The organism is Pseudomonas sp. B40(2017), from assembly GCF_002112855.1.
Classification (GTDB): Bacteria; Pseudomonadota; Gammaproteobacteria; order Pseudomonadales; family Pseudomonadaceae; genus Aquipseudomonas; species Aquipseudomonas pharyngis.
In genome coordinates this window covers 256,229-274,278 of the sequence record NZ_NEIT01000009.1, presented here as the reverse complement: position 1 = coordinate 274,278, position 18,050 = coordinate 256,229, and the positions used below count along the sequence as shown (strand labels likewise).

Annotated in this window: 16 protein-coding genes and 1 pseudogene; 4 read left to right on the top strand and 13 right to left on the bottom strand. The window is 63.1% G+C overall.

What is annotated here, in order from left to right; genetic code table 11:
* The first annotated feature begins 4 nt into the window (after positions 1-4).
* The 3 genes from CAF76_RS25440 to CAF76_RS25430 all read left to right on the top strand — a co-directional run bounded on the left by CAF76_RS25440 (position 5) and on the right by CAF76_RS25430 (position 4,078).
* Positions 5-1,075 (top strand): SCO family protein, encoded by a 1,071-nt coding sequence (locus CAF76_RS25440; protein ID WP_371857920.1) that lies wholly within the window; start codon positions 5-7, stop codon positions 1,073-1,075.
* Between the two features lie 104 nt (positions 1,076-1,179).
* On the top strand, positions 1,180-2,673 hold the full coding sequence (locus CAF76_RS25435; RefSeq protein WP_085648800.1) for a HAMP domain-containing sensor histidine kinase: 1,494 nt from the start codon (positions 1,180-1,182) through the stop codon (positions 2,671-2,673).
* A complete protein-coding gene (locus tag CAF76_RS25430; RefSeq protein ID WP_064595188.1) occupies positions 2,642-4,078 on the top strand; it encodes a sigma-54 dependent transcriptional regulator in 1,437 nt (478 codons plus the stop codon). The genes CAF76_RS25435 and CAF76_RS25430 overlap by 32 nt, the downstream gene beginning before the upstream one ends.
* Here CAF76_RS25430 and CAF76_RS25425 read toward each other — a convergent pair.
* The gene (locus tag CAF76_RS25425; protein ID WP_085648801.1) at positions 4,069-4,437 is read right to left on the bottom strand and encodes a hypothetical protein; all 369 of its coding nucleotides are present in this window, start codon (positions 4,435-4,437) and stop codon (positions 4,069-4,071) included. The genes CAF76_RS25430 and CAF76_RS25425 overlap by 10 nt on opposite strands.
* Before the next feature lie 163 nt (positions 4,438-4,600).
* On the opposite strand from CAF76_RS25425, the gene CAF76_RS25420 reads away from it, so the two are divergent.
* Positions 4,601-5,407: a bifunctional 2-polyprenyl-6-hydroxyphenol methylase/3-demethylubiquinol 3-O-methyltransferase UbiG gene (locus CAF76_RS25420; protein ID WP_085648802.1), complete on the top strand. Its 807-nt coding sequence runs from the start codon at positions 4,601-4,603 to the stop codon at positions 5,405-5,407.
* A gap of 55 nt (positions 5,408-5,462) precedes the next feature.
* Here CAF76_RS25420 and CAF76_RS28910 read toward each other — a convergent pair.
* From CAF76_RS28910 to CAF76_RS25365, 12 genes and pseudogenes are all read right to left on the bottom strand, one after another.
* Positions 5,463-5,603, bottom strand: a pseudogene (locus CAF76_RS28910) (transcriptional regulator); the annotation flags it as partial.
* Between the two features lie 144 nt (positions 5,604-5,747).
* Positions 5,748-6,440: a GNAT family N-acetyltransferase gene (locus tag CAF76_RS25415; protein WP_085648957.1), complete on the bottom strand. Its 693-nt coding sequence runs from the start codon at positions 6,438-6,440 to the stop codon at positions 5,748-5,750.
* A 117-nt stretch (positions 6,441-6,557) separates the two neighbouring features.
* Positions 6,558-7,346 (bottom strand): ChbG/HpnK family deacetylase, encoded by a 789-nt coding sequence (locus tag CAF76_RS25410; protein ID WP_085648803.1) that lies wholly within the window; start codon positions 7,344-7,346, stop codon positions 6,558-6,560.
* Positions 7,318-8,505, bottom strand: coding sequence for a GNAT family N-acetyltransferase (locus CAF76_RS25405; RefSeq protein ID WP_085648804.1), 1,188 nt, complete (start codon positions 8,503-8,505; stop codon positions 7,318-7,320). The genes CAF76_RS25410 and CAF76_RS25405 overlap by 29 nt, the downstream gene beginning before the upstream one ends.
* A gap of 4 nt (positions 8,506-8,509) precedes the next feature.
* Entirely contained in the window at positions 8,510-9,199 is a 690-nt protein-coding gene (locus CAF76_RS25400) for a GNAT family N-acetyltransferase (protein WP_085648805.1), read from the bottom strand.
* Positions 9,200-9,267: 68 nt separating this feature from the next.
* The gene (locus CAF76_RS25395) at positions 9,268-11,187 is read right to left on the bottom strand and encodes a hypothetical protein (protein WP_085648806.1); all 1,920 of its coding nucleotides are present in this window, start codon (positions 11,185-11,187) and stop codon (positions 9,268-9,270) included.
* On the bottom strand, positions 11,184-12,491 hold the full coding sequence (locus CAF76_RS25390) for a lipopolysaccharide biosynthesis protein (RefSeq protein WP_085648807.1): 1,308 nt from the start codon (positions 12,489-12,491) through the stop codon (positions 11,184-11,186). Before CAF76_RS25390 ends, CAF76_RS25395 begins: the two co-directional genes overlap by 4 nt.
* Positions 12,488-13,489 carry a polysaccharide deacetylase family protein gene (locus CAF76_RS25385; RefSeq protein ID WP_085648808.1) on the bottom strand — a complete coding sequence of 334 codons (1,002 nt, stop codon included), beginning with the start codon at positions 13,487-13,489 and terminating at the stop codon, positions 12,488-12,490. The genes CAF76_RS25390 and CAF76_RS25385 overlap by 4 nt, the downstream gene beginning before the upstream one ends.
* Before the next feature lie 13 nt (positions 13,490-13,502).
* Complete coding sequence (locus CAF76_RS25380; protein ID WP_085648809.1) at positions 13,503-14,639, bottom strand: glycosyltransferase; 1,137 nt, start codon at positions 14,637-14,639, stop codon at positions 13,503-13,505.
* Complete coding sequence (locus CAF76_RS25375; protein ID WP_085648810.1) at positions 14,632-15,600, bottom strand: glycosyltransferase; 969 nt, start codon at positions 15,598-15,600, stop codon at positions 14,632-14,634. The genes CAF76_RS25380 and CAF76_RS25375 overlap by 8 nt, the downstream gene beginning before the upstream one ends.
* Entirely contained in the window at positions 15,597-16,967 is a 1,371-nt protein-coding gene (locus CAF76_RS25370; protein WP_085648811.1) for an O-antigen ligase, read from the bottom strand. The genes CAF76_RS25375 and CAF76_RS25370 overlap by 4 nt, the downstream gene beginning before the upstream one ends.
* A complete protein-coding gene (locus CAF76_RS25365; protein WP_371857922.1) occupies positions 16,964-18,016 on the bottom strand; it encodes a glycosyltransferase family 4 protein in 1,053 nt (350 codons plus the stop codon). The genes CAF76_RS25370 and CAF76_RS25365 overlap by 4 nt, the downstream gene beginning before the upstream one ends.
* Positions 18,017-18,050: the final 34 nt, after the last annotated feature.

Genomic DNA, 18,050 nt, shown 5'->3' with positions numbered 1-18,050 from the left:
CGACATGACCCAGCCAACGCCGCGCTCCCGCGCCCTGGGCATGCACCTGATTCTGGTGCTGGTCACCTGCCTGCTCGGCAGTCAGGTGCTCATCGCCCATCAGGCACAGCCCGAAGGCGCCAGTGAATCCGCCACCCCGTGGGGTGGCGACTATTTCCCCAACACCCTGCTGACCGACCAGGACGGTCGGCAGGTGCGCTTTTTCGATGACCTGATCAAAGACAAGGTGGTGGTGATCAACTTCATCTTCACCTCGTGCAGCGACTCCTGCCCGCTGGAAACCGCGCGCCTGCGCCAGGTGCAGAAACTGCTGGGGGACCGGGTCGGGAAAGACATCTTTTTCTACTCGATCACCATCGACCCGTTGAGCGACACCCCCGAAGTGCTCAAGGCCTATGCGCAACGCTTCAAGGTCGGCCCTGGCTGGAAATTCCTCACCGGCGAGTTCGAAGACGTCACCGAGCTGCGCAAGAAACTCGGGCTGTTTATCGAAGGCGTCGACAACGGCCGGACCAAGGATCACAACCTGAGCCTGATCGTCGGTAACCAGAGCACCGGGCGCTGGATGAAAGCCTCGCCGTTCGAGAACCCTTGGATCCTCGCCGACCAGCTCGCCAACACCTTGCAGAACTGGAAGCAGGCCAGCAGCGAAGAAAGCTATGCCGATGCCCCGCAGATTCGTCCGCCGAGCAATGGCGAAGAGCTGTTCCGCACCCGCTGCGCTTCGTGCCACAGCCTCGGCCCGCAGGACGGCGAAGGCATCGGCATGCGCAACATCGGCCCGGACCTGATCGGCGTGACCCGTCAGCGTGACCCGGCCTGGCTCAATCGCTGGATCCGCGAACCGGATCGCGTGCTGGCGGAGAAAGACCCGATCGCGCTGCAACTGTTCGAGCAATACGAGCGCATCCCGATGCCCAATCTGCGCCTGGACGAGGCCTCGGCGCAGTCGATCATCGACTTTCTGAGTGCCGAAACCGAGCGTCAGCATCCGTCGGTGCAGCCCTTGGCCGACGGGGCATTGACGCCAGTAAAACCGGGTTCTGCCAGCGAAACGGTGAGTCGTATGCAGTAGCGGCTAAATAGCATCATTGAACCGTGTGTCACGGTCATTGCCACCTACACTCATTCGAGAGGGCGGCTGTAACCGGCTCGATACCAGAACGCCAGGGCATCCCCATGCAACGACTGGAAGAACAGAAAACATCGGCACCGAACCTCGCGCTGGCGGCCATCAAGAGCTGGGGCGGGCAGTTCAATCTGCTGCGCTGGTTTTCGCTGGCGAGTTTTTTCATCATCGCGGCCGTGGCGCTGGGGCTGGGCTACATCTCCACGCGTTTCGTGGTCACCGAAAGCGTGGAGCGGGACGCGCTGCTCACGGCGCAATTCGTGCAGGCCATCGGCGATGCGGAAATGCGCCACGCCAACATCACGCCGCGGCGGACCATGGGCGAGATGCTCGACCCGCGCCAGGATCACAGCTATCCCGACGTTGATCTGCTGGCTCATGCAATGGCCCGTGCCGAGTTTCTCGATCATGTCGAACACTTGCCCGACGTGTTGCTGGCCACGGTGTATGCCCTGGATCGCACGATCATCTGGTCGACCAATCCTGAGCTGATCAACGTCAGGATCGAAGATGACGACGAACTGGACGAGTCGTTCGAAATGAAAGTGCCGGTGTCCTCCAGCTATCACAAGATCGACGATGAAAAACCCGAGCAGCGGCTGTCCCGCGAACCCAAATACCTGTTCATCGAAAACTACATCCCGATGTTCAACGCCGACAAAAGCAAAGTCATCGCCATGGTCGAGATCTACAAGGAACCGGCGGATCTGGTGGACCGCATCGACCGTGGCTTTGCATCGATCTGGGCCGCGACCATCCTCGGCGGCGCGGTGATTTACCTCGGGTTGTTCTGGATCGTGCGGCGCGCCTCGAGCCTGTTGCAGAGCCAGCAACAGCAGTTGATCAGCAACGAGACCTTTGTCGCTTTGGGCGAGATGTCTTCGGCGGTGGCCCACAGCCTGCGCAACCCGCTGGCTACCATTCGCTCCAGCGCCGAACTGGCCCAGGAAATCGCCAGCCCCGGCGCGCAGCGCAATATCGGCGACATCATCAGCCAGGTCGACCGCATGTCGCGCTGGGTGCGCGAGCTGCTGGTGTCATTGCGCCCGATGAGTGATGACGGCGAGGCGGTGGACCTGCTGGCGGCGGTCGAGGACACCCTGGGAGCATTTGACGCGCTGATCCGGCGCAATGGCGTCGAAGTGCGATTCACGCCACAGAATTGCCCGCCGGTCGTCAGCCAAAAGGTGCTGCTCACGCAAATACTCAATAGCCTGTTTGCCAACGCCCTGGAAGCGATGCCCAGAGGCGGCGTACTCAGTGTCGAGATTGAAACGGCGCAGTCCGGTCAGGTGCGCATGACCCTGAGCGATACCGGCAAAGGCATGAGCGCGCAGCAGCAACAACAGGTGTTCAAACCGTTTTTCACCACCAAGCAGGGCGGCCTCGGGGTCGGCCTGGCGCTGGTCAAAAGAATCATGGAGCGGTTTCAGGGTTCGGTCGTGCTGACCAGCCGCGAGCAGGAAGGAACCCGCGTCAGTCTCAACTTCAGAGTGGCATCGGGAGGGGAATATGGAACACAGCATTCTGCTGGTCGAGGATGACGAACTGTTGGCCGAAAATATTCAGACCTACCTGGAGCGCAAAGACTTCGAGGTGACGGTCTGCCACTCGGCCGAGGACGCGCTGGGGCAACTGGAAAGCTTCATGCCGGACATCGTCCTGACCGACAACTCGCTGCCGGGCATGAGCGGTCACGATCTGATCCAGAAGCTGCGCATCAGCGCGCCGGACCTGAAAGTGATCATGATGACCGGCTACGGCAACGTCGAAGACGCGGTGGTCGCAATGAAGGAGGGCGCCTTTCATTACGTCACCAAACCGGTTGCGCTGCCGGAACTCAAACTGCTGCTGGACAAGGCCCTGGCCACTGAGCGGATGGAGCGCACGCTGTCGTTCTACCAGGAGCGCGAGGCGCAGAAATCCGGGGTGCAGGCGCTGATCGGCGAGTCAGCGCCGATGCTGCATCTGAAGAACACCATCGCTCAGTTGCTCGACGCCGAGCGGCGCATGGCCAACGGCGATCTGCCGCCGGTGCTGGTGGAGGGCGAAACCGGTACCGGCAAGGAGCTGGTGGCCCGCGCGCTGCATTTCGACGGCGCGCGCAGCAAAGGCCCGTTCATTGAATTCAACTGCGCGTCGATTCCGGCCAACCTGGTGGAATCAGAGCTGTTCGGCCACGAAAAAGGTGCGTTCACCGATGCCAAGGACCGCCGGGTCGGGCTGGTGGAAGCCGCTGATGGCGGCACGCTGTTTCTCGATGAGATCGGTGAAATGGATCTGGTGCTCCAGGCCAAGCTGCTGAAGCTGCTGGAGGATCGCACCATTCGCCGGGTCGGTTCGGTGAAGGAGCGCAAGGTCAACCTGCGGGTGATCAGCGCCACCAATTGCAACCTTGAACAGATGGTCCAGCAGGGCAAGTTCCGCCGCGATCTGTTTTTCCGGCTGCGGATCATCTCGATCAAGGTGCCGCGTCTGTACGCCCGTGGCGAAGACATCCTGCTGCTGGCCCGGCACTTCCTCGCCAGTCACGGCAAGCGCTATGGCAAACCGAACCTGCATTTCAGCGATCAGGCCGAAGAACTGCTGCTCAGTTACACCTGGCCGGGCAACGTGCGCGAACTGCGCAACATGCTCGAACAGACCGTGCTGCTGGCGCCGAACGACACCATCGCCGCGCATCAACTGAACGTGTGCATGAGCCTGTGCGATGAGCTGCCACCGCAACATCAGCACGAGGTGCAGCACCCGCACTTCGAACCACGCCCGGCGAGCAACACCGAATCGATGAACCTGCCGGAAGTCGAGCGCGACATGGTGCGCAAGATGCTCGACAAGACCGACTGGAACGTCACCAAATCGGCGCGCCTGTTGGGCCTGAGCCGCGACATGCTGCGCTACCGCATCGAAAAGCTCGGCCTGGCGCGGCCGGACAAGCGTCAGTGGTAAACGGCGGTGCTGCTTGGATTCGGCGGGCTCAGGCATTCGAGCACGCACGTCGGATCCAGCACTTCGTCGTTGACGTAAATGCCGCGCTCGGCATCGTAGGTGCGGATAAACACCCGCACCGTCGCATCGGCCACGGTGGGCAGTTGCGAGTCATGGAATACACGGCGATCCGGGATGACGATGAAATCCTGCGGCGGTGTGTCATCGAACGGCCGGGGCGGCTGGGCCGACAGCGACGGTGGAGCAGGGTGGGCAAAGGGCTGGTCCGCCCCGTAGTAGTTGAAGTTGCTGTCCAGCGCCTGTGCCTGGGTGGCGGCGAGCAGACAGGCGGACAACAGCAGTCGATTGAACATTCCCATGGCAGCACCTGTGGAAGCGGATTTCCCCAAGGCTATTAACTATAGCTGCCCGCCATGCAGGCGTTGGTGCAGGCGTTGTCGGCTTACAAGTTCGCAACAACCTGTAGCGCGAGGCTGAACTAGACTCGGGCCGCTCAATTGTGAGCATCCCCCGGAGTGCGCCATGGAAGTGCCAAACAATAAAAACGCCGTCGAGAGCAATCGTCAGGCGTGGAATGATTCCGCCCGTCATCACCAGGACTCACCCGATTGGCAGGCCTTGCTGACCGAGGTTACGCAGGCGGATTTTTCCTGCCTCGACGACACCCTGCGCGGTTTGCTCGAGCAGGTCGGTGTCGATGGCAAAGACGTCGTGCAACCGGGTTGCAACAACGGCCGCGAAAGCCTGTCACTGTTCGCCCTCGGCGCACGGAGCGTGGTCGGTATCGATCAGTCGAGCGCGTTTCTCGAACAGGCCCGCGAACTGAACAAGCGTTCGCCGCACAACGCCGAATTCATCGATGCCGATATCCATCATTTGCCTGAATCGCTGCGCGGCCGTTTTGACGTTGCACTGATCACCATCGGCGTCCTCAACTGGATGCCCGACATTGGCGAATTCTTGCGCCACGTCGCCTCGACTCTCAAACCGGGCGGACAACTGGTGATCTACGAAACCCACCCGTTCCTGGAAATGGTCGACCCCGAGGCGGAAGACCCGTTTCGTCTTGCCAGCTCGTATTTCCGCGAAGAACCGTTCGTGCAGGAGGAGCCGATCGTCTACGTCGGCAAGGTCGAACAGCCGGCGGCGAAGTCTTACTGGTTCGCACACACCCTGGGCGCGATCTTCACCGCCGCCCTCGAGGCCGGCCTGAACATCACGCACTTCAAGGAATACCCGCACTCGAACCGGGAAGAAGTGTATGACCAGTACCAGAACCGCGAGGCGCAGATGCCGATGTGTTTTACGTGGGTGGGGGTGAAGCGCTGAGGCAGGTACAAGAGGGGGAGGCGAGAGGCGCTGTCTCTTTTTCGGTGAGTCGGATACGGGCTTGCGTCACGTATCCGATTGCTCGACACAACTCTTCGTCGTCACCTTCTGCCAGTACCTGAGAGAGGTACTCACGGATGGCATTCAGATCAACCAGCAGTGCCGTCATTTCAAAATCGGATGTGTTTTGTTCCATCGGTTTGTCTCTGTGTTTCTGCATGAATGTATTTATTCATATGATTGCGGGCAGCCAGATGGAGTCGAAACTGAATGACGCTGATTCCTGTACGAGAGTAGGAAGATTCTGCGGCGCCGTCCCGGCCGCCGCAGTTTAAACCCCTCAAGCCTGCGCAGCCGCCGTCACCACCGGCCGTCCCGGCTTGCGCAGCGGATCGAGGCGTGAGCCCTCATAGCGCGTTTCGCGGAAGAACCGCCATTTGCCGAACAGGCAATAGACGTGGGTGACGCGCCCCTGTTCGTGGTAGCCCATGCGGATGTGCAGTTTCAGCGCCGGGATGTTGTGGGTTTCGCAGACGTCCACCACCTTGTTGCAACCCTGGGCGGCCATGGCTTCCCAGAGGGCGACCTGCACGTCCACCGACAGGCTGCTGCCGAAGTAGGCGCGGATCATTTCACCGCCGAACTCGAAGAACTCGCCGGGTTTGACCGGGAAGGTGCAGCCGTAATAGTGGCGGTCGTGGTAGTCACGAGTGCTGCCCCAGATAAATCCGACCGCATGGCCGTCGGCGTCCAGGTACATGTGCCCGGTGTGGCCCTCGTCGGCCAGTTCGGCCATGGTCTGCACCCGGTCACCGAAGTGTTTGGCGAACGCGCCGGCATTCTGTGCGGTGATGTCGACCTTGCGCAGGCCGTCGTAGGGGCGCAGCTTGTGCGGCGGTACCGGGCTGACCAGGTCGCGCTCCATCCACAACAGCTCCCAATGGAAGAACACGTAGCGTTTCCACAACGTGCCGAAAGTACGGCCCAGGCCTTTTTGCTTGATACGTTCACGCAGCTTTTCAATGACGCTCATGATGCCCTCCGAGGCCGGAGCCCGGGTGTTGTGGATGACGCTGTTGTGGGTATAGATCAAGCCGGCAAGTTCATGTCAAAGCGCCAGCTTTGAAAATATTGCAAGTTGTGTAACGGTTCAGATCGCTTCGGCACCCCGCAAAAAATCCTTGTTCAGATCGGCATAGGAAACCCGTGGAACACCCGTCAGCCGCTGCTCTAGCAAGCGGCTCAGGGACTCTTCGGGTGGCAGATAGGCGTCACCGAAATCCGCCCCGAGCTGGTTCGGATGGGCGACGATTTCCAGCACGCCGTCGGTCGGCGCGGGGGCGTTGCGCAGGTCCACCGGGGTGCAGACGTAATCGACCGTGACCCCGGCCAATCCCTGCAATCGGCGGTTGAGCAACCCCTTGAACAGGCGCTTGGGCAGACTGAGGTTTTGCCCCAGGTTGCGCGCCAGGCGCACGGGCACACCTTGATGGGCGGCGAAGCGCGCGACGATCTCGCCGATCGGCCAGATGTTGTGCACGTGCTGATGCGAATCGAGGTGGCTGGGACGCACGCCGTGATCGACGCAGCGCTGCCACTGCGCCTGCAATTCTTCCTGCACCGCCTCGCGGTCTTCGCGGCTCAGCCACAGGCTGTGGCGAGGCAGGTTGAGGTCGAACACGCCGTGGCTGTCGCAGAAGGTGCGGCGCTCGACAATGGCCCGGCTCAAGGGCCGGCCGTAGGTCAGGTTGAAATGCAGGCCGATCCGGCCCTCCAGCAGCGGCAGCCGGGCCATGGCGCAGGCCGCTTCGAACGCCGGCATGTTGGCCATGGCGGTGGCGGAACTGATGACCCCGGCCTGGAACGCACCGAGGATCACCGCGTTTTCGTTCGGGCTCAGGCCGAAATCGTCAGCGTTGACTATGACTTGGCGAGGCATGTTCGCCCTCCTTGGTGGGGTTGATCACAGGTGTCGCAATGACCGCCGCTTTGGCCGCCGCACGCTTCGCCCGCCATTGTTGCAACGCAGGTTTGAGCCGGTGCCAGGCGCGCAGCCCCAGCCCCAGCAACAGACCGCTCGGGCGCCACGAGTAGAAGCTCCAGCGCCAGTGCTCCAGTTGTCCGGTCATGCGTTCGTGCAGTTGATGGCTGGAGTTTTCCAGGCTGACCCGCGAGGCATCGATCCAGCGCCAGTTGTCGTCCAGCCCCCAGCGAATCCATTCCTCCAGCAACACCCGGCCGCTGCCCAGATCGGCGTATTGCGGCAGGAAGGCGAGGTTGTAATCGTAGAGCCGGCCTTGTTCGAACAGACCGAGCCGATAGCTGATGCAACGTCCGTCCAGTTCCAGCATCACCACGCGCACCCGATCCGAAGCGGCGAGGGCGGTGAAGGCGTTTTCCATGTAGCGGCGGCTGCGGTCGCTGGCAAAGATTCCGACGCCTTCGTCACCTTTCCAGCTGACCGCTTCGACTTCGCTGATGGCCTGCAACAACGGGCCCATGCTGGTCGCGTCGGGCGTGATCCGTCGGACTTCGGCGCCGCACGCGGCAATCCGCTTGCGCGCCCGGCGCAGTTTGTAGCGCGGATCGCCCGAGACTTCCGGGCGGTCAGCCTCGCTGATCAGGTGCACCGGCACCCGGCAGCTCAAGCGACGTTCGCCGGTGGAGCTGTGGGCCATCCATTCGGTGAGCACGCTTTCGGCGCCGACCGGTTCGGTGATTTCATTGAGTTGCAGCAGGGCGTGGGGCACGCGCTGGCGAATCAGTCGCAGGGCCTGGCGCATGTCTTCGGTGTCCAGCCGTGATAACAACGCAAGGCGATCGGCCAGTGGATAACCCAGATGATGCACCACCCGAAACGGCACGCCGAACAACCGCTCACGGCTCGCCACCAGCGGCAGGCACAGGCGCAACTCGTCCGCTTCCCAACCCAGCAATACGTGCAGGCGCTCGTGCGTGTCGAGCGCCTGCTCTGCCGCACACAGCCAGTCGAGGCTGTTGAACGGCGTGTGGTCCGTCACCCGCAGGCGCAGCGCTTCATAGGCCGCCGCCGGGAAGTCGGGTGCGCACAACGAAGTGCGCCATTCGAGTCGCGCCATAGGTTCAGGTCACCGTTGCTGTGACAGGTGGACGGGAAGGTTTGCGCAGTGCCTCCAGGCGCGAGCCGCTGTAGCGGGTTTCGCGGTAGAAGCGCCAGCGGCCGAACAGTTTGTAGATGTTCATGATCCGGCCCTGTTCGGTATAGCCCATGCGCAGGTGCAGCTTGAGCGCCGGGATGTTGTGGAACTCGCAGACGTCGACCACCTTGTCGCAGCCCTGGGCGGCCATGGCTTTCCACAGTTCCAGTTGCAGGTCCACCGACAGTTCGGTGCCCCAATAAGCGCGGGTCAGTTCGCCGCCGAATTCGAAGAACTCGCCGGGTTTCACCGGGAACAGGCAGCCGTAGTAGTGCCGGTCGAAATAGTCTTGAGCGGTGCCCCAGATGAAGGCCACCGCATGGCCCTGATCGTCCAGGTGCATGTGCCCGGTGTGATGTTCCCGGGCCAGTTCGGCCATGGTGCCGACCCGGTCACCGAAGTGGCGGGCGAAGGCGCTGACGTTGCCCGGGGTGATTTTCACCACCCGCAGCGGCGGGTAAGGCTTGAGGCTGTGGGGCGGCACCGGACTGACCAGGTCGCGCTCCATCCACAGCAGTTCCTGATGAGAAAAGACGTAGTGTTTCCAGACCTTTTTCACGGTGGCAGTGAGTCCTTTCTGCCGTAGGTTTTCAGTCAGTTTGCGCAGCATGTTCATGGTCGTTGCTCCTGATGGCGAGTCATCGCGCGGCCAGGGCCCAGCGCGGCCGGACATCAACGGGGCGGTCATGAGGCGCTCCAGCTCAGGGCAAACAGGGTCTGTCCCGGCAGTTCGAAGCGCACGCGGCCGTCCTGGCAGCGAAATGGTGCGTCGCGGCTGCGGTTGTCGGCGCCGAAGTAGCGCAGCGCGCCGTTGTTCAACGGGCATTTGGCGCCCGCCAGGTCGACACGCTGCAAACGCGTGCCCTTGTTCACACCAAGCAAGCCGCGCTGATCATCGCCGGCCATCGCCAGCACATCGACTTCGAACGCATCGTTCTCCAGCCACAGCACGTTGTGCAGCCAGTGCTGCTGGATGAACTGCTGGGCCAGGCCCACCGGTTTCAACTCGAAGCGATCATCGCCCAGCACCCGCAACATGCCTTTGGGGTATTGCGGCTCATCGGCGGCCTGAAACCAGTTGAGCATCGTCAGCAAACCGTCCTGGGAGGCGTTGATCACCACCGAGGCCCACCACAGCGAGGTGAAATGGGTTTCCTGATCGTAGGGGCTCAGGCTCGAGCCGCTGGACAGGTTGGTCTGATCCAGCAGCAAGGCCTTGCGCGGCTGGCCCTTGGCATCGAGGCCGACCAGATCCGCCGCGCGGCGCACGCTGTCGCGGTACACGCGGGTGGCGAGCAGGTCGCGAATCATCCATTCGTGCCAGGCCAGCGCATCGACCTGATCGGCGGATTCACCGAGCAGGCGCCGGGCCCAGTCGATGCCACGCTTGTTCGCCGCGTTATCGGCGAACGGTCCGTTGATCAGCCGTGAACTGGCCGGCATCGCGATGCGCACACCTGCTTTGGCATTGGCCGGATCGCTGCGCACTTGCCGGGCCATGCTGGTGAAGATCGAACGGTATTGCTCGTAGCTCGAGTAATTCAGGTTGGGCTCGTCGGCGAACCCGATGTAGTGCGTGCCTTTGCCGCCCAGCGCCCGGGTGCCGGCGAGCCACGCGTCGAGGCCGCTGTTGCTTTGCACGTCGGCGCGCAGATCGGCCTGACGCTGACTGCCGGCAAGCAAGGTGATGTCCTGACGAATGCCGAACCGGTCCTGATAGACCTGACGAAACGCATCTTCGAAGTGCGGATTTTTTGCCGTCACGTCGACGAACGTGTAGTAACTGGCGGCCGTCGGTTTCAGTGCATCGAGCAACGGATGACTGGCGGGCGGCGGCATCACGTAGGGCAGGGCGATGCCCAGGTCCGGGGTGCGGCCGAGGACTTTGTCGTGCAGGATCAGGCGCGTCTGGCCGTCGTCTTCGCGCAGCGGTTTGAGCTGTTGCGGGGTCTGAGCGAACAGATTGGGCGTGCCGTCGAGCCAGAATGCCGCTTTGCCGCTGCCTTGCAGACGCAGGCGCCAGACCTGCTCGCGCTGACTGACGGGCAGCGCGAGCTGATCGAACTGCCAATAGGCGCGATAGGGTTTGAGCGACAGTGTCAGGGGATGCCCGTCGCCGACCCGCTGCGCTTGCAGGGCGCTGACCCCGCCGTGAAACTTGCCCGCCAATATCGCGTGCTCACCGGCAGCGACCTTGAAATACAGTTCATCGCCATTACGGGTTTCTGCACTGAAATGCACCTTGGCCGGGGCAAACAGCGCCACGGTGGTTTCGTCGTGTTCGACCCGGTAACTGCGGAAGCTGTAGCCGGGGATCTCCAGCTGATAACTCGCGGCGCCCGGCGCCAACGGCCAGCTCTGGCTGCCACGGGTTTCACTGGCCTTGATGAAGCGCTCGCCCTGCAATTGGCCCCGGCCGTCGAGCAGGTAAATGTGCTCTTCGTTGGCCTCCGCCTGCCACGCCGGCGCCCAGCGCACGGTCACCGTGTCGGGGCGATCCGCTTGCAGGTACAGACTGCCGTCGCGAATGTCGCCCCAACGCATAGACGCCGCGAAGGCGTCCAGCGACAGGCCGAGACCGAGCAGCAGGGCCAGGCCTTTCATGCTGCCTTCCGACGCTGCAACATCAGCCACATCGGTGTGAGGTCGCTGGGCAGAATGATCAGGGTTTGCCAAAACGCCACGCCGCTCAGCCGGCAGTACAACACCAGCATCGCCACGGTCACCGCCAGATAGGCAATCGACGAAGCCGCCGCCGCGCCGACGATGCCGTAGGCCGGAATCAGCAGCAGGTTCAGCGCAAGGTTGAGCAGCGCGCCAAGGCCCATCATCAGCGACACCGTGCCGGGGCGGTTCTTGCCGATCAGGTCCAGGCGCAGGATGCTCGCGTAACACAGGCCCAGCAGCCCCGGCAGCAAGGCCAGCAGCGCCGGATACGCCGGCTGGTAGGCGACGCCGAACAGGGTGACGATCAGCCATTCGCCGATCACGGCCATGGTCAGGCAGGCGCCGAGCATTACCGTGGCGGTCAGGCGCAGCGCAAGCGGCGTGACCTTGTCCATGCCTTCGTCCTGTTGCAGCAGGCGTTTCATCAGCGGTGTGGTCACCGCTTCCGGGACGATCAGCAGCAACTCGGCGGCGGCGCTGGCCATCGCGTAATGCCCGAGGGCGGTGCTGCCGAGCAGGGCGCCGATGAACAGGTAATCGGAACGCAGGATCACTTGCTGGAACAGCAGATCCGGGTGGCTGCGCGCACTGAAGCGCAACAGTTCGTTCTGGCTGGCGCGATCCCAATGCAGCTGCAACGGCTGCGCGCGTTTGAGCCACAGCCAGCCGACCAGCACCACCAGACTGATGCCGGCCAGCCAACTGATGAGTGCAGCTTCAAGGGCCGCTTCTTTCCACATCCAAAACAGCGCGAGAAACAGCAACAGCGGCGCCAGGGATTCCACCAGCCGCAAGGCATTGAACGCGACCACGCCGCCGGACGCATTGTGCAAGGTCAGCAGGCCGCTTTTGAGCACGGTCAACGGCACCGCCAGCAGCAACAGCCACGCCAGCAGACCGAGCTGCATCGTCACGTCCAGTTCACTGCCGAACTCGCGCACCAGTGCCACAACCAACAAGGTCAGCAGACCCGCCAGCAGACAACCGAACACCAGCACCTGCGCGAGCAACAAGCCCATCGGTCGTTGCTTGGCGGCCTGATAACCGACCGCCGAATTCAACCCGCCGCTGGTGGCGGCGCTGATCAGATCCGGCAGGGTACTGAGCAAGGCGAACAGACCCCGTTCGCTGGGCCCGAGGATCCGCGCCAGCAGCACATTCCTCAGCAGGCGCAAGGCGATCATTGCCAGTTTGGTGCCCATGCTCAGCGCCAGGTGTTTGAGGTAGTTGCCTCGGCTCATGGCCGCGCTCCACGGTAGATCCGCCACGACAGCAGTTGCGGATTGCGCGCGGTGCGCTGACTGACACCGAATCGCGGCAGGTTCAGCGGATCGCCCGTGCCGCGATAGAGGCCGGTGCCGGTGCCGAGGGCGAACGGGTAATCGTGATTGGCGATCTGTTCGCGCACCCGCTCGTCGTTGTCGCCGTTGGGGTAGCAATACACCGGCAGCGGCCGGTTGCAGCCATTGAGCAGGGCATCGCGGCTGCGGCTGATTTCTTCGCCCAGGCGCACATCGTCAAGGCCGGTGAGGATGGCGTGACTGGCGCCGTGGGGGCCGAAACGCACCAGACCGGAAGACTCCATCGCCCGCACCTGATGCCAGTCCAGTGCCTGGGGCTGCGACTCTTGCGGGCATTCGTCGGTCAGGCGTTCGAGCATCATCGGGTCGAGCGCTTTGAGCCCTTGCAGGTAATGCAACAGGGTCAGACTGCGCCGGTCCACGTCGATGTCATCCAGCAGCACCGGCACGGGATGGTGGATCGACTGCAAATATTCGATCAGGTGCATGCGCGGCTTTTCGCCGTGGCTGCCCCACAGGGTTTCGCCGATGCTTTCCCACCAGAAGCGCTGGCGGCTGCCGATGAAATCGGTGGAGAGAAAAATGCTCGCCGGCACCTGATGTTTCTGCAGCAGCGGGAAGGCGTTGGCGGCGTTGTCGCGCCAGCCGTCGTCGAAGGTCAATGCCACTTGCGGACGCTCGGTGCGCAAGGCATTGGGTTGCAGGATCTCCATCAGCGGCACGCAATCGAAATGCTTGCGCAGCCACACCAGCAAGTGTTCGAAGGCCTTGGGCCCGACGCACAGTTCGTTGCGATGCGGCAGGTCGGCGGCGCGGTCGTTGGACAGCACCCGGTGGAGCATCAGGATCACGCCGGCGCCGTGCAGCTGGTTGCGCCCCACGGACGAGTTGAGATAGAGCCAGCCGCTGGTGCGTTTAATCAGTTGCTTGATCGCCATGGCTCGATCCCTCTCAACGGTTTTGGTCAGGGTTCCACTGGGCATAACGCTGGCCGCGAAGGAACTGCCACAGGCCGATGCTCATGCCCGCCAGTGTCACCAGCAGGAATGCCGCAAGGCGGAACGGCTTGGGCAAGCGGTGTTGCGAATCCAGCAGGCCGGCAATCGCGATGGCATAGCCGACCACTTGCGCGATCAGGCTCAGGCGATAGAAACCGTGCTCGTGCCACAGCCAGAAATTGCTCAGCAGCAGCGGCAGCAACAGGATCGGCGCCAGTCGCCGGATCAACTTGTGGCTGATCAGCGCAATCGAATACAGCCCATGCTTGAACGGATTGAGCAGCTCGCTGCGTTGCGCCAGGCTTTGCAGGCCGCCGACGGTGACCCGCTGGCGCCGGCGGAATTGCTTGTCGGCTTCGTCCACGCCGTGGTCGATCACTTGCGCTTCGGGCACGTAGACGATGCGTTTGAATTTCACCGGTGCGCAGGTGCTGATGAAGAAGTCGTCGTTGACCTCCGCCGGCACGTTCTCGAACAGTTCCCGGCGCAAGGCCAGCAGCGCGCCGTCGGCGGAGACCATGCAGCCGGTACGGTTCTCGACCCGGCGCAACCAGCCCTCGTAGTGCCGATAAAGGCTGTCGCCGATGCTCAGTCCGCCACCGGTGACCGGAATCACCATGTGCCCGGCGCAGGCGCCGACCTGCGGATCGCTCATGGGCGCCAGCAGGTAGCCGAGGGTTTCCCGCGACCATTGGTTGTCAGCGTCGGTAAACACCAGAATGTCGCCCGTAGCCAGCGCCGCGCCGGCATTCAGCGTGGCGGCCTTGCCCTGGCGGGGCAGGTCGAGCACGGTGATTCGCGGGTCGACGACCTTGTGTGCACAAGCCACGGTGTCGTCAGTGGAACCGTCGCTGGCCAGAATGATTTGCAGGGTCGCCGGCTGATAATCCTGGGACAGCAGCGAGCGCAACTTGTGTTCGATGTGCCGCGCCTCGTTGTGGGCGGCGATCACGATGCTGACGTTCAGCGGCGGTGCCGGGCTGTGGCGCCACGCCGGGAACAGCGGCGCGAGCAGCGTCAGCAGCAGCGGGTAGCCGACATAGGCGTAGGCCGGGAGCAGCAGGCACATCCAGAAAATGAATTCAGCCACGGGCAGGCCTCCTGGCGTTCCAATGACACAGACTGAGAATGAAAGCGGCGCCCGCCAGGTGCAGACGCATCCAGTGCAGGCCCCACAGTTGCAGGGTCAGGCAGACGTTGTGGTGCTTGGCGCTCTGACGCACGCTGAGCACCAGCCCCGGCACCAGGGTCAGCATCACCATGATCACGGCGTGGTGGGGAAAGCCGTCGAGCAGCGCGGAGATCGCCAGGAAATCGAGAATCCAGACCAGGATCGACAGCATCGGAAACCGCAACAGGCGCAGGCTGAAACCGTGACTGCGCAGCAGTTGCAGGTGGCTGCCCTGACGCCACAGTTCCTTGCCCATCCACTCGCGCCAGTTCATTTCGTAACCCCAGTGCAGGGCCACGCTTTCATTGATCGAGAGCAGCCGCGCGCCGTGTTCGCGCAGGCGCAGGGTGAATTCCTTGTCTTCGCCGGTGCGCAGGGTTTCGTTGAAACCGCCGACCTTGTCGAACCAGCGCCGGCGCATCAACAGGTTGGAACTGGGCAGCCAGTCGACGACGTGGCTGGTGTGGGTGCTCGGGCGCAAGGTCCGGCGCTGCCAGGCAGTGGCGTACCACGGCGCGGCGGCGGGGGTGTGCAGATCGAGGCCGAAGACGTCGGCCTGGCCGCTGGCTTCGATGTCGAACAATGGGCGCAGCCAGTCTTCCGGCATTTCGATGTCGGCATCGATGAACGCCAGCCATTCCCCGGTGGCAATGGCCGTGCCGCGATTGCGCAGCGCACCGATCAGCAGGCCCGGCATCACCAGTACGTGGGCGCCGAACTGCCGGGCGATCTGCGGCCCTTCGTCACTCGATCCGTTGTCGACGACGATCAGTTCACACTCGACATCCGCCGCGTGCGCCGCTTTTTGCGCGGCCAGCAAGGTGCGACCAATGTGCCGGGCCTCGTTGTACATCGGAATGACGATACTGATCCGGCTCATGTCCTGCTCTCCGTCAGGGGTGCTTGCTCGGCTTTGAGGCGCAAGACGCTGGTCATGGCGAGCATGATCCACACGTATTTCTGATTCGGCGCGCTGAGGAACATCAGGAACAGCGTCAGCGACAGAAAACTCACCCCCAGATGGGTCATCAGATCCGCCTGTTGCCAGTCACGCCGCAACATCCACGCCTTGCGCGCCCGCATCAGGTTGTACAGACCCAGCGCGAGCATGCCGACGAACATCAGGCCGGCAGGAACCCCCAGCTCACTGAAGATTTCCAGGTAGGTGTTATGCGCCCGGCGATACAGGTCGCCGATCTTGCGGTTGGCGGAAAACGCCTTGGCGTAGCCGGTGGTGGCGTAGTGCAGCGGAAAGGTGCCGGGGCCGGAACCGAGCAGCGGGTTCTCGCGGATCATCTGGCCACCGACCACGATGTATGAGGCACGGCGACCGAGGGATTCGTCGTTGTGGCCCTTGGCGCCGGCGCTCAACACGCTGAGGGACTGGATGCGCGCGATGTAACCGGCGGGCATCGCGTAGATCGCCAGCGGAATCACGATCGCCGCGCCGAGCATGGCAAACCCCAGATGACGCGGGCGAATCCGCGCCAGTTGCGCGCGGTAGTGCCAGCAACCGATCACCAGACTCAAGGCCAGCACCACCAGCCCGGAGCGCGATTCGGTCTTGGTCATGCCGCCGAGCAACAGCAGGCAGCAACCGCCCCAGAACAGGCGATGCAACAGGTTCGGGCTGCGGATGACAAGCAATAGTCCCAGCGGAATGGCGAAGGCGATGAGCAGGGCAAAAGCATTGGGGTCTTCGAGCAGGCCGGCGGCGCGGCCCTGATCCTGGAATTTGCTGGAGAACATGGCCATGGCGCAGGTCGTGCTGACGGCCAGGGTCACCAGTCGGGCGAACAGGTCGAGGTTCAGCTCGCGGCCGATCAGCAGGGTGATGACAAACAGAATCAGGCCGACGCTGATTTCCCGCAGATGACCGAGCGACATGCCCATGTCATCGGTGTTGAGCAGGCTCAGAAAGTACAGAACCATGAAGGCGATCAGGAAGCGCCAGATATTGCTGCGCAGGCGATCCGAGGGAATCTGGTGCATCGCCAGTTGCAGCATCAGGATCACCGCCAGCGAAGCGCCGATCAGCTTGCTGCCCGACAGTGAACTGTCCTTGAAGAAACCCTCGAACGGCACCAGGGCGGCGATACCGAGCAGGCCCCAGGTCGGTTTGCGGTACAGCACTGCGAATCCGACCAGGCCGATGACTGCGCCTGGCGCCAGATAGGGCCAGGGACTGGCCAGCAGAGCGATGCAGGCCAGACCCAACAGACTGACGATCGAGAGCGGGAAAATCATGCGCGTGCCTCCCGTGCCGTGCGGATGTACAGCTGCGACCAGCGTTCGGCCAGGGCCTTGAGGTCGTAGCGATCCTGTTGCGTGCGTTTTGCGTTGTCGCGCAGTTGCCGCGCCAAGCCAGGCTCGGACAGCAAGGTGTCGAGCTGGCGGGCGAGGGCGGCGCTGTCGGTGGGGGCCGCAAGCAAACCGTTGTGGCGATGCTCCAGCACGTCGGGAATCCCGCCGACGCCGAACGCCACCACCGGCACCCCGGCCTGCATCGCTTCCAGCAGAATCATCGGCGTACCTTCGGTGCGCGAGCTGATCACCAGCGCATCGAGTTGTTGCCACCAGGGGCGCATGTCGGTCTGGTAACCCGGCAGGCGGATGCGCTGCTGCAAACCGGCGGCGTCGATCCGCGATTGCAAGTCTTCGCGTTCCGGGCCGTCGCCGAGCATCACCGCGTCGAGTTGCGGGTGCTGGTGACACAGCGGGATCAGCGCGTCGAGAAACAGATCCGGGCCTTTCTCACTGCTCAAGCGCCCGACGTAACCGGCGAGCCAGCGTGGTCCTGGGGCATCGCAAGGCAGGGCGGCCGCTGCCGGCAATCCGTTGGGGATCACCTGCAATTTTTCCGCGCGTACGCTGGCCTGACGGTGCAACACCGCGATGCTTTCGGCGACACACACCACCCGATCCACCGACGCCGTGCGGCACAGTTGCAGGCTCAGCCAGGTGTAGAACTTCTGCTTGCGGCTGCGCGGGGTGAAGCCGTGTTGGGTGATGACCAGCGGCAGGCGCAACAGCGTGGCGCCGACCCAACCGAACAACAGTCCCTTGAAATTGTGGGTATTGATTAACGGACGCTCGCTCCGGCGCTGACGCAGGTGCCGCAGCAGGGCAGCGAGCCCTGCGCAGCCTTGTGCGTCGACGCCAGCCTCGCGAAAGCGCGCGATCAGTTCCGGCGGCGCATCGAGGAACAGCACCTGGTGCTGCCCCGGTGTCGCCAGGCAATGATCGAGCAACATCCGCTCGGCCCCGTAGAAGCCGCCGCTGCTGAGCAAATGCATGATCGGCAGGGCGGCGTTCGGGGTGGAGGACGTG